The organism is Hymenobacter sp. 5317J-9 (assembly GCF_022921075.1).
In the GTDB taxonomy this organism is placed as follows: domain Bacteria; phylum Bacteroidota; class Bacteroidia; order Cytophagales; family Hymenobacteraceae; genus Hymenobacter.
In genome coordinates this window covers 1,259,992-1,273,397 of the sequence record NZ_CP095050.1, presented here as the reverse complement: position 1 = coordinate 1,273,397, position 13,406 = coordinate 1,259,992, and the positions used below count along the sequence as shown (strand labels likewise).

Annotated in this window: 10 protein-coding genes; all 10 read right to left on the bottom strand. The window is 61.6% G+C overall.

Features of this window, described 5'->3' with window-relative positions; genetic code table 11:
- Window positions 1–54: 54 nt before the first annotated feature.
- Window positions 55–498 carry a hypothetical protein gene (locus MUN81_RS05185; RefSeq protein WP_245115607.1) on the bottom strand — a complete coding sequence of 148 codons (444 nt, stop codon included), beginning with the start codon at window positions 496–498 and terminating at the stop codon, window positions 55–57.
- A gap of 161 nt (window positions 499–659) precedes the next feature.
- Entirely contained in the window at window positions 660–1,850 is a 1,191-nt protein-coding gene (locus MUN81_RS05180) for an AAA family ATPase (RefSeq protein WP_245115605.1), read from the bottom strand.
- A 303-nt stretch (window positions 1,851–2,153) separates the two neighbouring features.
- Window positions 2,154–3,647 (bottom strand): Do family serine endopeptidase, encoded by a 1,494-nt coding sequence (locus MUN81_RS05175; RefSeq protein ID WP_245115603.1) that lies wholly within the window; start codon window positions 3,645–3,647, stop codon window positions 2,154–2,156.
- Window positions 3,648–3,890: 243 nt separating this feature from the next.
- Complete coding sequence (locus tag MUN81_RS05170; RefSeq protein WP_245115601.1) at window positions 3,891–4,430, bottom strand: Hsp20/alpha crystallin family protein; 540 nt, start codon at window positions 4,428–4,430, stop codon at window positions 3,891–3,893.
- 246 nt (window positions 4,431–4,676) lie between these two features.
- Window positions 4,677–5,486: a hypothetical protein gene (locus MUN81_RS05165; protein ID WP_245115599.1), complete on the bottom strand. Its 810-nt coding sequence runs from the start codon at window positions 5,484–5,486 to the stop codon at window positions 4,677–4,679.
- A gap of 29 nt (window positions 5,487–5,515) precedes the next feature.
- Window positions 5,516–6,712, bottom strand: coding sequence for a M20 family metallopeptidase (locus MUN81_RS05160; protein WP_245115597.1), 1,197 nt, complete (start codon window positions 6,710–6,712; stop codon window positions 5,516–5,518).
- 150 nt (window positions 6,713–6,862) lie between these two features.
- A complete protein-coding gene (locus MUN81_RS05155) occupies window positions 6,863–7,426 on the bottom strand; it encodes a sporulation protein (protein ID WP_245115595.1) in 564 nt (187 codons plus the stop codon).
- Window positions 7,407–8,075: a deoxyribose-phosphate aldolase gene (deoC, locus tag MUN81_RS05150; RefSeq protein ID WP_245115593.1), complete on the bottom strand. Its 669-nt coding sequence runs from the start codon at window positions 8,073–8,075 to the stop codon at window positions 7,407–7,409. The genes MUN81_RS05155 and deoC overlap by 20 nt, the downstream gene beginning before the upstream one ends.
- 33 nt (window positions 8,076–8,108) lie before the next feature.
- On the bottom strand, window positions 8,109–9,791 hold the full coding sequence (locus tag MUN81_RS05145; RefSeq protein WP_245115591.1) for a T9SS type A sorting domain-containing protein: 1,683 nt from the start codon (window positions 9,789–9,791) through the stop codon (window positions 8,109–8,111).
- A gap of 172 nt (window positions 9,792–9,963) precedes the next feature.
- On the bottom strand, window positions 9,964–13,368 hold the full coding sequence (gene secA / locus MUN81_RS05140) for a preprotein translocase subunit SecA (RefSeq protein ID WP_245115589.1): 3,405 nt from the start codon (window positions 13,366–13,368) through the stop codon (window positions 9,964–9,966).
- Window positions 13,369–13,406 lie beyond the last annotated feature (38 nt).

The following is a 13,406-nucleotide window of genomic DNA, read 5'->3' as shown; positions in this document are numbered from 1 at the left end:
TGATGGGCGACACGCGGGCACCCAGCCCGCGGCGGCATCCCTGGGTCGGGCTTATTACTCCGGCTCGGGCAACATGCCAGCCCGCTCCTGCTGGTCGCGCAGCCACTCCATGGCATCGGCTTCGTTGTCGTAAAAGAGCGGATACGAATCGATGGTGGCGGCCTGGCGGAGGTGGGCTTCCATTTCGGTGCTTTCAGCGGCCTGGCGCTGGTGCGGGCCCGAGAGGTAGGCCGTGAACAGCGGCCCGCCCAACGCTGCCGCTACCTGCGGCGAAAACTGGTCCCGAAACCACTCGGTGAGGGTAGGCCCATCGAGTGGGCGCCGGCGCAGGTCCAGCAGCCAGAACCGGCAGTTGCCGTGCTCCTTTGCGGCCGTCAGCATGGCCTGGTAAGTGCCCTGCACCTCGGGCGGAGGCAGGGCCTGAAGCCAGCGGCCAATGAGCACGCCCAAATCGGAGCGGTATTCCAGCGAGAAAGCATCGGTGGGGAATGAGGCCATAGGCAGAAGAATAAATCGAACAATCCGCTTATACGTCAGCCATAAAGCTCAGGTAAACGCGCCGCGCATTTTTTCTATCTTCCTGAGGGTCCGAACAGAAACAAAAAAGCCCTTTGCCATGGGCGGCAAGGGGCTTTTCGGTCTGCTCTATTTCGCGGCGGCTACCCCACTTTGCGCAGGGCCACGCGCTCCTGCTCCAAGTCGCCTAGGTTGTTGAAAACCTCCAGGCTGTCGCGGCGCAGGCCACGTACTTCCTCATCGGACAGCTGCCGCACCTTGGTTTGAAAGTCTTTGTAGTAGGCCACAAACACGGCTAGCTCGGGCACGCGGTTTTCGTAAGGTACCATGTTTTCCAGCACTTCGCTGAAGAAGTGAGGGTTATGGGTGGTCACAAAAAACTGGTTTTCCTGCTGCGTGGCAATGCGCTCGGCCAGTTGCGACACGTACTGCGGATAAGAATGGGCCTCCGGCTCTTCCAGCAGAATCACCGTGTTGCGGTTCGACTCCATGGCCGCGAGGTAGAAGCCGAAGCGCTGCAGCGTATCGCCACTGCTCGAATACGGGTAGGCAAAGCTCAGCCCGTCAATTTCTTTCATCACCTCGAAGCGGCCGGCGTCGGGGCGCACCCGCAGGCGCAGGCCACGTTCCGCAAACAATCCGGCAAACTCCTGGCGCAGGTCGGCGTGCTGCTCCAGCACCTGCACCAAGTTGTTGCCGTAGGGCGGGCGCAGCGAAGCTTCCACATGCCGCCGGTCGATGCGGCCGCCGGACTTGTAGCGGTACGCCTTCACGGCGCGGGGCTGCCAGGCCGGCGTCGAGGCCACGTAATGGCCGTCTTCGCCGGGCCGGTCCATGGCGCCGTGGCGGTCAAACTCGGTGTAGAGAAAGCCCGGCTCGGGCAGGGGCGACGCCGTGGTCAGGTGCGGGTAAAGGCGCTCCAGCAGCAAAGCGTCGTCGCTGGAGCGAGCTTTGTTGCGGCCTTCCAGCAAGGGCAGGCCCATCTGGGCGCGCAGCAAGCGGTAGGCCGCCTGGCTGAACACGCCGTACCGGAATCGTTTGCTTTGAGCGTCGTGGCCCAGCAGGCAGATGTCACGGTCGGTTTCCACGCGCAGCGGCTGCGTCAGCACGCCGTCGTGGAACAGGTGCGCGGACTTTTCGTAGCGCACAAAACTGCCCATGAATTTTTTCTTCTTCCCGTACGGAAAACCACCCAACAAACTCATGGCTTCCAGCACCGTCGATTTTCCCACATTGGGCTGGCCAATGATAAGGTTGACGCGCCGCGGGTGCAACACGGCGCTCCGAATCGACTTGAAATTCTGGATATAGAGGGTGTTAATGACGTTTTCCATGCACATGTAGTGGCAAACAAGCCGGACTGTTTACCGTTCAAAACCCTAAGCCGGAATTCCCACACTGGGACTTTCTACTTACGTGCGAGCCAGACAAATGGACTTGTTGCGAAAGTCTAATTATCAGTTTCTCGGGACTATTTTGGTCGAAGTTATGCCCATAATTCAATCTTTTCTACCAGGTTTACCAAATAAATTTTTCGACTTGGTATCGCCTTTGCTGCAACCCAAAAATTCGTCCTGCCTCAGTACAAAAAAAAGCCCCTGCCAATGCGACAGGGGCTTTTTTAACGCAGAAAGATGTTATTCGGCTCCGATGGGGTAGTAGGCCTTGCGGCCGTCCGGATACACGCCCTCCACCAGCACGCCGCCACCGTTGCGGGCCTGGTCGAGAATGTTTTTCACATCCGACGGCTTGGTCACCTGGCTCTTATCAATGCGGGTGATGATGAAGCCGTCGGCCATGCCCGTCTCGCGCAGGTTGCTGCCCTTGATGCCGCTGATTTTGGCGCCGCCTTCCAAACCGAGCTTGGCCAGGTCGCGGGCGGGCACCGCCGAGATAGTGGCACCCTCGTACTTGATGGACGCTACGGCGTCTTCGCGCACCACGCCGGTGGTGCCGGTCGAATTGCGCAGAATGGCCTCGGTGGTGCCGGTACTGCTGCCACGCAGGTAGCTCACCTTAATCTTATCGCCAGGACGGAAGCGGGCCACTTGCTCCTGCAACTGCGAAGAGGTGTTCACGTTCACGCCATTGATTTGGGTGATGATGTCGCCCGTTTTCAAGCCGGCGGCGGCGGCGGCGCTGTTCTCGCTCAGGCCCTGCACGTACACGCCGTTCAGAGTGTTCAGTTTTTTCTCCGAAGCCAGCTTGGCATCCACTTCCTGGATTTGCACGCCCAGCAGGGCCCGCTGCACTACCTTATACTTCAGCAGGTCGTCGACCACTTTGCTGGCCAGCGAGCTGGGAATGGCAAAAGAGTAGCCTTCGTAGCTGCCGGTGTGCGAGGCAATGGCCGAGTTGATGCCGATGAGGTCGCCGTTGAGGTTGACAAGGGCGCCGCCCGAGTTGCCGGGGTTCACCACGGCATCGGTCTGGATGAACGACTCGAGGCCCATGTTATCCTTGCGGTTCAGGATGCCAATGTTGCGGCCCTTGGCGGAGATAATGCCGGCCGTCACGGTCGAGTTCAGGTTGAAGGGGTTACCCACCGCGAGCACCCACTGGCCCACTTTCACGTCGTCGGAGTTGCCGTACTTCACGAAGGGCAGGTTGTCGGCTTTCACCTTCAGCACGGCCAGGTCGGTGTTGGGGTCGGCGCCCACCAGCTCGGCGTCGAACTTGCGCTTGTCGTCGAGCACCACCTCAATCTTGGAGGCTTTGTCGATGACGTGGTTGTTGGTCACGATGTAGCCATTGGCGGCGATGATGACGCCCGAGCCGGAGCCCTGGCCGCCGCCGCGCGGCTGCTGCTGAAACTGGTCAAACTGGTCGCCAAAGAACTGGCGCAGGAAGGGGTCCATCTGCTGCTGGCGCTGGGCGGGCTCGGCAGCATATTCGGTCATTACGTGCACCACGGCCGGGGTCACGGCGGCGGCGGCGGCTACGAAGTTCAAGCCTTCGGGCACGACGTAGGGCGTGCTCCGCATCTCGGACGTGTAACGCACCTGGGGGTTGGCGGCTACAGCCTGGGGCGCCACGGGGGCGGGCTCCAGCAGCTTGTACCCCCCCACGGCCACGCCGCCGCCCAAAATGGCGGAACCGAGCAGGCCGAGCATCATTTGTTTTGCTTGCATGGGTAAGGGAAAAATTGAAAAGGGTGAAACCAGTGAATGAAGAGCCTAATTTAACGTTCCGGGTATGAAAACCGGATGAGCCGGCCCGGTGATATTACCATCAACGCGGGAAGGATTCAGTTTAGCGCCTCGGGGTTGCTTTTAGCAGAAAACAGGCCAAATCAGGTTGTATACGGACATAACACACGAGCCTGCAAAAAAGGCACCCCGCGGGGTGCCTTTTTTGCAATCAGTGGCCCGCGCTTAGCGGATTTCGATGTGCTGCTTGGTCACTTTTTCGGTGTCGAAGGGCAGCGTGACGCGCAGGATTCCGTCGGTCAGTTCGGCGCCAATGGCCTTCACGTTCACCGTGTCGGGAAGGCGGAAGCTGCGGCTGAAGGTGCCGTAGTTGGTTTCGAGGCGGCGGAACTTGGGGTTAGCCGGGGCCTCGGGGGCCACCACGGCGGGCTTGTTGTCGTCGGGCTTGGCCTCGTCGGTGGCGTTGGCCTCGGTGGCCGTAGCGGCGGCTTCTTTGGCGGCGGCGGCAGGATTGGCGCGCTCGCCCGAAATCACCAGCTGGCCGTCGTGGAATTCGATGTGCACGGCTTCTTTCTTGAGACCGGGCAGGGCCAGGTGCAGCTCAAAACCTTCGGCCGTTTCGAGGATGTCGGCGGCCGGGATGAACGTGGGAGTGGGCTGCGTGGTGGGGGTAGTTTGCGGGTCGCGCAGCATGTCGGCGAGCATGGTGCTCAACGCACGGCTCGGACGCAGGGAAGGACGGGTGTTATACAGCAACGTGGTCATGGGTGATATAGAAGTTGAATGTGGAAGTGAAAGAACAAGTGCCTTCTTGCGGCACGCTTGGCTTTCATTCAAATTCATACCAAACCTATTTGCGTCACATTTCTAAGACAAATTGTCCTGTTTTATAAAAAAGCCATTTTATCCCTGCAGTTGCAGACAAACAAATAGTCAGCCCACGCTTCTCAAACGGCACAATCAGGAAAATTATCGGTCTGCAACTTTGGCACAACCTGTCTTGTTCGCGGCTTAGTGCTGCGTTGGCAACTGCTGGCGCGTGGCGGCATCCTGCCCGTTGAGGAAGGTGAAACGCACCTCAAGCCCCACCACCGGCGACACGGCGTTGGCACGGCCCGCGGGCTCTATCACACTACCGTTCACATCATACCGCGCCAGTCCAAAACTGTACTGCGTTTGGTAGGCCACCCAAGGCGTGACGTCGAGCAACGGGGACAAACGCACACCCACCTCGCCGCGCAGGCTGGTGAAGTCGATGGTGCGCTCGTCGGCGTCGGTGTTCGAGCGCAACAGGCGCACGTGCGTGGCGGCCTCGTAGCTCAGGCGCGGACGAATGCTCAGGCTTCCCAGCGGCACTATTTTCTCCAGGTCCAGGCGCAGGCGGGCATTGGTGCGGGCCGTGGCGCCGTTGGCGCCGGGAATGACGCGCTCCAGGCTCAGGCGCTGGCCAAACGTGAGCGGCCCCACCGAGCTGCGGTGGCGCAGCAGCACCTCGGGCAGCAGCACGTACGTATTGTAGGCCGAAATGTAGGCGGCCGTGGCGCCGATGCTCCAGTGCTCGTTCCAGAAATGCTCGTAGCCCACGGTGAGGCGCCGCTCATCGAACCCCAGCACGCGGTTGGGGTCGTTGTAGCCGTTGTTGTCGGTGAGGCTCTGGCCGCGCAGGGCCACCAGAAAATAGTCGTTGCCGGTAGGTAGCGCTACTTCGGCCTGCGCTTCGGGCCAAATCTGCCAGCCGAAGACGGTGCGCCGGGTTTGGGCGGCCACGGGCCAGGACAGCAGCAGGCCCAGCAGGGCGGCGAGCAAAAACGGTTTCTTCATGGAGCAAAGATGTGAACGACCCGAAAAGCTTAGGCCCGACCAGCCAGCTCCTGCACGGCCAGCCAGGCCATCAGGCCAGGACCGGTGGCCAGGGCCTTCTCGTCGATGTCGAAAGTAGGCGTGTGCACCGACGACGCAAAGCGGCCGTCTTCGTGTCGCGTGCCGAGGCGGTAGAAGCACGCCGGCGCGGCCTGCGAGAAGTAGGCAAAATCTTCGGCGGCCATCCACTGGTCCAGCTCTACCACGTTTTCGGGGCCCAGATATTCTTCGGCCGCGGCGCGCACGCGGGCCGTGAGCTGGGGCTCGTTTTCGAGGTAGGGATAGCCGTGGCGGATTTCGAGCTCGCACACCGCGCCCATGCTTTCGGCCAGGCCCTCGCAGAGGCGGCGCAGGTGCTGGTGGGCTTCGGCGCGCCACTCCTCATTGAGGGTGCGGAAGGTGCCCTCAATGTACACCTCGTTGGGGATGACATTGGTGGCGCCGTTGGCGATGACTTTGCCGAAGCTGAGCACCGAGGGAATTTTGGGGCTGGCCCGGCGGCTCACAATCTGCTGGGCGGCCACGATGATGTGGGCGGCCACCAGCACGGGGTCGAGGTTCATTTCGGGCATGGCGCCGTGGCCGCCCTTGCCCTTGATGGTGAGGTAGAGCTCGTCGGTGCTGGCCATGTAGCGGCCGGAGCGCAGGCCGATTTTGCCAGCCGGCAGGTGCGGAAACACGTGCTGCCCCAGCACATTGGACACGGCCGGGTTTTCCAGCACGCCTTCCTTAATCATCAGCGAAGCGCCGCCCGGCAACCGCTCCTCGCCCGGCTGAAACATCAGCTTCACGGTGCCCTGGAACTCGCCTTTCAGCTCGTTGAGGATGCGGGCCGCGCCCAGCAGCGACGCCGTGTGCACGTCGTGGCCGCAGGCGTGCATCACGCCGGGGTTGGTGGAACGGTAAGGCACGTCGTTGGCCTCCGTGATGGGCAGCGCGTCCATGTCGGCGCGCAGGGCAATGGTGGGGCCGCCGGGCTGGCCTTCAATCAGGGCCACCACACCGGTATTGGCGATGGGCTGCGGCGTGAGGCCCAACTTCCGGAGTTCCTGCGTGACGTAGGCGGCGGTGTTAGTTTCTTCAAACGACAGCTCCGGATGGGCGTGCAGGTGGCGGCGGATGGCCACGGTATCGGCGGCATGCTGGGCGGCGAGCTCTTGGATGCGGGGGATGAGTTGGGCGGACATGGGTAGTCGATAGTTAAAAGCTGTCATCCTGCGCGCAGCGAAGGACCTCTTCATACTTGACCCAAGTAGACAAATGCAGGTAGTTCAAGGGCGAGAAGGTCCTTCGCTGCGCGCAGGATGCCAGGCCCTTCTCCCTTCTACTTGCCTACCCTACGGGTTCTTGTTCAGCAGCACTTGCGTGGGTTCCAGCTCCAGCTTGGGCGCAAGGCCGCGCAGCCGGGCCACCCCCCGCGCCGCATCAAGCTTGGTGAGGTAGTCGCCGATGTAAAGCCGATAGACCGGCGACTTGAACACGATGTAATCGGTTTCGTCGGGGTAGCGGCTGATGATGCTGCGCCGAATGGCCATCACTTGGTCGCGCTCCAGGCCGAGGTATACCAGAATGCGGTAGCCCTGGGCATACTTCACGTTCTGGTTGGTGTAGGCCTGGTCGCGCAGGCGCTGCTCCACCTGGGGGTTCACGTGGCCGGTGGGCGGCACCACGGTTTTGGGCGCGGGCGTGGCGGCCACGGGGGCCGGCTTGGGCACCGCGAACACCGGCCGGTACTTGCTCACGTCCTCGGCGGGCATGGAAGCCGAGGCCGTTGGGGCAGTGGGCTTGCGGGTGGTATCGGGCGAGGCGCTGGTTTGGGGCGCCTGCTGGGCCGTGCTGGCGCAGGCCACCAGCGAAAGCAGCGAGGGCAGCAACAGGGCCTTAAGCAACGGTCGAATCATCAGTTTCAGCAATCAGGGCCACGCTATTGGACGAGCCGATACGGTCGGCGCCGGCTGCTACCAGCGCCTCAGCGGCCGCGCGGGTACGGATGCCGCCGGAAGCTTTAATGCGCACGTTTTCGGGCAGCACGCGGCGCATCAGTTCGATGTCGGCCATGCTGGCGCCGCGGCTGGCAAAGCCGGTGGACGTTTTCACAAAATCGGCTTCGCCGGCCACGCACAGTTGGCAGGCCAGTTCGATTTCTTCCTCCGTGAGCAGGGCGGTTTCGATAATGACCTTGAGCAGGGCCTGGTGCACGTGGCAGAGGTCGGCCAAGTCCAGAATTTCGGCCTGAATAGCGGCTGTTTTGCCCGACTTCAGCGCCGAAATGTTGATGACCATGTCCAGCTCGTGGGCGCCGTCATACAAAGCCACTTCGGCTTCCTTAAACTTGACGCTGGACGAGGCATAGCCCAATGGAAAGCCAATCACCGTGCACACCGGCACGGTGGTGCCTTCCAGCCGGACGGCGGCCAGCGCTACGTAGCAGGGCGGCACGCACACGCTGGCGAAGCCGTGCGCAACGGCCTCTTCGCACAGCTGAAGGATTTGCGCTTCGGTGCAGTCGGGGCGCAGCAGGGTGTGGTCGATGCGGGCGGCGAGGTTCATGGGGCAAAGGTAGCGGGTAAGGCCGCCCCTCCCCTACTCCACCATGAGGCGTCGGGTTGCGGTATCGGCGCCCGCCGCAATGCGCAGGGCGTAGAGGCCGGGGGCCAGCCCGGTCAGGTCCAGGTCGGCTTTTGAGTTGGCGGGGACTGTTTGGGTTCGTAGCGTGCGGCCCAGCGCGTCGAGGATGGTGAGCGTGGCCGTGCCTGTTGCGGCCGGTAGCTGCACGGTGGCGCGGCCGTGGGCGGGGTCGGGGAAGAGGCCGACGTTTTTGTTCAGTCCCGTGGCCGTGGCCGTAATGGAGACATCGGTGAGCGAGGCAATGGCAGCGACTGCCAGCCAGCTTGTGCTGGAAATGGCATGGCTGCCGAAGGTGGATGGCGCCGATGTCGCGCCGCTGACGTACACCTGAGTTCCGCTGACGCTCAACGCGTACCCGTTTTCGGTACTGGGTCCGCCCCCCTGCAGCGCCCAGTCGAAGCTGGCCGAATTTCCAGCGTCGGAAAGCCGGGTCACAAACATATCCAGTGCCAGTGCGGGAGAGCCCGCAGCAGTGCTGATGCTGGTGCTGCCAAAAATAGACGTATTGACAAATTCTCCTACCAGGTACACATTAGTGCCGCGGGCCTTCACTCCCCAGCAGGTATTGTATCCCGCTCCACCAACTTGCTGGGCCCAGACGAAGCTGGCCGAAGCGCCCGCATCGTTTAGCCGAGCCACAAAGGAGGTGCACTTGGTGCCTGAGGTAGTCACAGCCGCAGCGCCGGGCAGCACGGCATTCCCAAACGTGGCGACGCCGTCCCCAACATGACCGGCCACGTACAAGTTGTTGCCACTCACGTCCAGCACGTGGGCTTCGTCCGCGCCGCTGCCGCCGGCTTTAAGGGCCCAGGCAAAACTGGCGGTGCTGCCCGCATCAATGGCCTTGGCTACAAACGCGTCGCCACTGCCAGCCTGCGCAAGCACCGTGCTGCCAAAGTTGATACTGGGGCTTTGGAAACCGCCGGCAATGTACACGCTGCTGCCGCTGACCGCTACGCAAATACCCGAATCGTCTTCGCTGCCGCCAGCCCGCAAGGTCCAATCAATACTGCTGTTGGTACCAGCATCCGTCAGCTTCGCAAGGTAAAGGTCCCTTTTGCCCGCGCTGGTCAGGGCCGTACTGCCAAAGCTGGCAGTGCCGACGAAGATTCCGGTCACGTATACGTTGGCACCATTGGCCGCCACCCACGCGGCCGGGCCGCCAAGCGCTTGAGCCCACTCAAAGCGGCCGGTCGTGCCATTGTCGTTAAGTTTCGCAACAAAGCCAGTGCCATAAATACCGTTGCTGGGAATAACGGTGCTGCCAAAACTGGCGCTGCCAGTATAAAAACTGCCCACAATGTAAACATTGGTGCCACTCACTGCCACTGAATAGACTTCATCAATGTCGACTCCCCCGGCGCGCTGAGCCCACACGAATCCACGCGTGACGGGGCTCCACTTGGCTACGAAGATGTCTTCGTTGTTGCCCGCACTCACCAAGGTGGTGTTGCCAAAAGTGACCGTTCCACGAAAAGGACCGGTCAGAAAGAGGTTGCCGTTGGCATCAGTGGCACTTTCGAATACTTTGGAGCTGCTGATGGCTGTCTGGGTGGCTGCCATGGCCAACTGCCAGGCCGGCACCTGAGCCCAGGATTGCTGCCCCGCCAGCAGTGCCAGAGCAATGAATAAGCTCAACTTCCCGTGACGCCAGAAGAGTAGAAAGTATGTCATAGAAAGGAAATTAGGCAAACAAATAGGGCAATTCTCGGAATTTTAGCAAACGTCTTCCGCCTAATGCTTCCGAGCTGGACCAAAAAACGCCCCGACCATCCAGCCGGGGCGTCCTCCTTTTCATTAAAGCCGAAGCTTAATCCACCAGCACGGCGCGGCCGCTTTCTACGTCTTGCTCTACGGTTTTGTATTTCACGTCGCGCTTCACGGTGCCGTCCATGTACTGCACGTTCACCTTGTCGTTGCGGTTAGCAACGTGCTGGGCGCGCACGGGCACCTGCTTCACAGCGGCGGGCTGGTCGGCGGGGCCCATGTCTTCGGGGCCGGCGCCGAGGGTGTCGAGGCTGGACTCGTGCTCCACGGTGAAGTTGGTTTGCTGCTCTTCGTCTTCGAGGTAGTAGTCGGGCTCCTCGTTGGTGCCCACCATGCTTTGCTGCACCGGCACGTCGGCGTGGAAGAGGAAGCTGGTCGTTTCCTCGTTCACCTTGCCAATCATGCGCTTGAAGAGCTCGAAGCTCTCAAACTTGTACACCAGCAACGGGTCCTTCTGCTCGTACACGGCGTTTTGCACCACTTGCTTCAGGTCGTCCATCTGGCGCAGGTGCTGGGTCCAGGCCGTGTCAATCACGCTCAGCACCACCACTTTCTCCATCTGACGCAGAATGTCGTGGCCGCCGGTGGCCTGGGCGCGCTTCAGGTTGGCAATGGCCTGCACCTGCTTCTTGCCGTCGGTGAAGGGCACGGCAATGTTCTCGTAAGGCGCGTTCTGGCTCAGCAGGTCGTTGATGAGCGGTAGGGCGTTGGTCGCAATGTGCTCGTTCTTGCTCTGGAAGTAGCCCAGGGCTTCTTCGTAGAGCTTTTGGGTGAGGGCCGGCAGTTGCAGGCCGGTGAGGTCCTGCTGGGTCAGGAAGGTGTCGTAACCAAACACTTTGATGATGGCCAGCTTGAAGTCCTCGAAATCCCCCGTGATTTTGTGGCCCGCGGCGATGTCTTCGCTCACGTCATAAATCATGTTGAGGATGTCGACCTCCATGCGGTCGCCGAACAGGGCGTTGCGGCGGCGCTTGTACACCACCTCGCGCTGGGCGTTCATCACGTCGTCGTACTCCAGCAGGCGCTTGCGCGTGCCGAAGTTGTTTTCCTCCACCTTCTTCTGGGCGCGCTCGATGGAGTTGGTAATCATCGAGTGCTGAATCACTTCGCCCTCTTCCATGCCCATGCGGTCCATCAGCTTCGCAATCCGGTCCGAGCCGAACAGACGCATCAGGTTGTCTTCCAGACTCACGAAGAACTGCGAGGTGCCGGGGTCGCCCTGGCGGCCGGCACGGCCGCGCAGCTGGCGGTCGACGCGGCGGCTTTCGTGGCGCTCCGTGCCGATGATGGCCAGACCACCCGCCTCGCGCGAGGTTTCGCGCAGCTTGATGTCGGTACCACGGCCGGCCATGTTGGTGGCGATGGTCACGGTGCCGGGGTAGCCAGCGGCGGCCACAATCTCGGCCTCGCGCTGGTTTTGCTTGGCGTTGAGCACCTGGTGCTGGATGCCGCGCAGCTTCAGCATGCGCGACACCAGCTCCGAGATTTCTACTGACGTGGTGCCCACCAGCACGGGACGGCCGGCTTCCACCAGCTTCTGGATTTCCAGGGCCACGGCGTTGTATTTCTCACGCACCGTCTTGTACACTTGGTCGTCGCTGTCCTTGCGGCTGATGACGCGGTTGGTGGGAATCACCACCACGTCGAGCTTGTAGATTTCCCAGAACTCGCCGGCTTCGGTTTCGGCCGTGCCGGTCATGCCGCCCAGCTTGTGGTACATGCGGAAGTAGTTCTGCAGCGTCACGGTGGCGTAGGTCTGCGTGGCGTCTTCCACGCGCACGTTTTCCTTAGCCTCAATGGCCTGGTGCAGGCCGTCGGAGTAGCGGCGACCTTCCATTACGCGGCCGGTCTGCTCGTCCACGATTTTTACCTTGCCGTCCTCGGTCAGGATGTACTGGTCGTCTTTTTCGAAGAGCGTGTAGGCTTTCAGGAGCTGGTTCACGGTGTGCACCCGCTCGCTCTTTTCCTGGTAGTCGCTCATCAGCTTCTCTTTCTGCGTCAGCTTTTCTTCAGCCGAAAGAGCGGTGTTTTTCTCGATGTCGGCAATGGCGGCGCCGATGTCGGGCATGATGAACAGCTTGGGGTCTTCGCCCTGGGCCGTGATGAGGTCGATGCCTTTTTCGGTCAACTCAATCTGATTGTTCTTCTCGTCGATGGTGAAGAACAGCGGCTCATCGGCCTTGGGCATCTGGCGCGAGTTGTCGGCCAGGTAGTGGTTTTCGGTGGCTTGCAGCACCTGCCGGATGCCGGTTTCCGACAAGAACTTGATGAGCGGCTTGCTCTTGGGCAGGCCGCGGTAGGCGCGGAACAGCAGCAGGCCGCCCTCGCCGTTTTTGTCGCCTTCCTCCACGCCGGTTTTGCCGGCGGCAATCTGCTTGCGGGCCTCCACCAGGTAGGACTGCACGAGCTTTTTCTGCTCATCCACCAGGCGCTGAATGCGCGGCTTGAGCTGGTAGAACTCGTGCACGTCGCCGCGCGGCACCGGGCCCGAGATGATGAGCGGCGTCCGCGCATCGTCAATCAGCACGGAGTCCACTTCGTCGACCATGGCGTAGTGGTGCTTGCGCTGCACCAGCTCCTCGGGGTCGCGCGCCATGTTGTCGCGCAGGTAGTCGAAGCCAAATTCGTTGTTGGTGCCGTAGGTGATGTCGGCCTGGTAGGCGGCGCGGCGCTCCGGCGTGTTGGGCTGGTGCTTGTCGATGCAGTCCACCGTGATGCCGTGGAACTCGAACAGCGGCGCGTTCCATTCGGAGTCGCGCTTGGCCAGGTAGTCGTTGACGGTTACCAAGTGCACGCCGCGCTTCGACAGCGCATTCAGGAACGACGGCAACGTCGACACCAGCGTCTTGCCTTCGCCCGTGGCCATCTCGGCAATTTTGCCTTGGTGCAGCACCACGCCGCCGATGAGCTGCACGTCGTAGTGCACCATGTCCCACACGATTTCGGCGCCGGCGGCCAGCCATTTGTTGTACCAAATGGCTTTGTCGCCGTCAATCACGCAGTTGGGGTGCGTGGCGGCGTATTCGCGGTCGCGGGCGTTGGCGGTCACCACCAGCTGGCCGTTTTCCTTGTAGCGGCGGGCGGTATCCTTCACAATGGCGAAAGCCTGCGGCAGCACTTCCAGCAGCACGGCTTCGAGGTCCTTGTTGCGCTGCTTTTCCAGCGCGTCAATCTGCTCGAACAGCACTTCCTTCTGGGCCACGTCCAGCTGCGGCTGGGTGTCGATTTGCTGGTGCAGGCCGGCAATCTGGCTGTCCAGCCCGGCGAGGCGCTCGGCAATGCGGGCGCGCACCTGGTCGGTCTGCTCGCGCAGCTGGTCATCGGTCAAGCCGGCCAGTTTGGCATATTCGGCATTAATCAGCGCCACGTAGGGCACGATTTCCTTTAAATCGCGCTCCGACTTGGAGCCAAATATTTTGGCGACGGTCTTGCCTAGGAATTCAAACATCAGGTAGTCTTTATAGCGAATGGCGCGGGCGCGCCCCC

Excerpts from the sequence above, each read along its gene's own strand:
- MUN81_RS05175 (WP_245115603.1), bottom strand. The coding sequence starts at position 3,647 with ATGCAAGCAAAACAAATGATGCTCGGCCTGCTCGGTTCCGCCATTTTG.
- MUN81_RS05155 (WP_245115595.1), bottom strand. The coding sequence starts at position 7,426 with ATGATTCGACCGTTGCTTAAGGCCCTGTTGCTGCCCTCGCTGCTTTCG.
- deoC (WP_245115593.1), bottom strand. The coding sequence starts at position 8,075 with ATGAACCTCGCCGCCCGCATCGACCACACCCTGCTGCGCCCCGACTGC.
- MUN81_RS05170 (WP_245115601.1), bottom strand. The coding sequence starts at position 4,430 with ATGACCACGTTGCTGTATAACACCCGTCCTTCCCTGCGTCCGAGCCGT.
- MUN81_RS05180 (WP_245115605.1), bottom strand. The coding sequence starts at position 1,850 with ATGGAAAACGTCATTAACACCCTCTATATCCAGAATTTCAAGTCGATT.
- MUN81_RS05185 (WP_245115607.1), bottom strand. The coding sequence starts at position 498 with ATGGCCTCATTCCCCACCGATGCTTTCTCGCTGGAATACCGCTCCGAT.
- secA (WP_245115589.1), bottom strand. The coding sequence starts at position 13,368 with ATGTTTGAATTCCTAGGCAAGACCGTCGCCAAAATATTTGGCTCCAAG.
- MUN81_RS05160 (WP_245115597.1), bottom strand. The coding sequence starts at position 6,712 with ATGTCCGCCCAACTCATCCCCCGCATCCAAGAGCTCGCCGCCCAGCAT.
- MUN81_RS05165 (WP_245115599.1), bottom strand. The coding sequence starts at position 5,486 with ATGAAGAAACCGTTTTTGCTCGCCGCCCTGCTGGGCCTGCTGCTGTCC.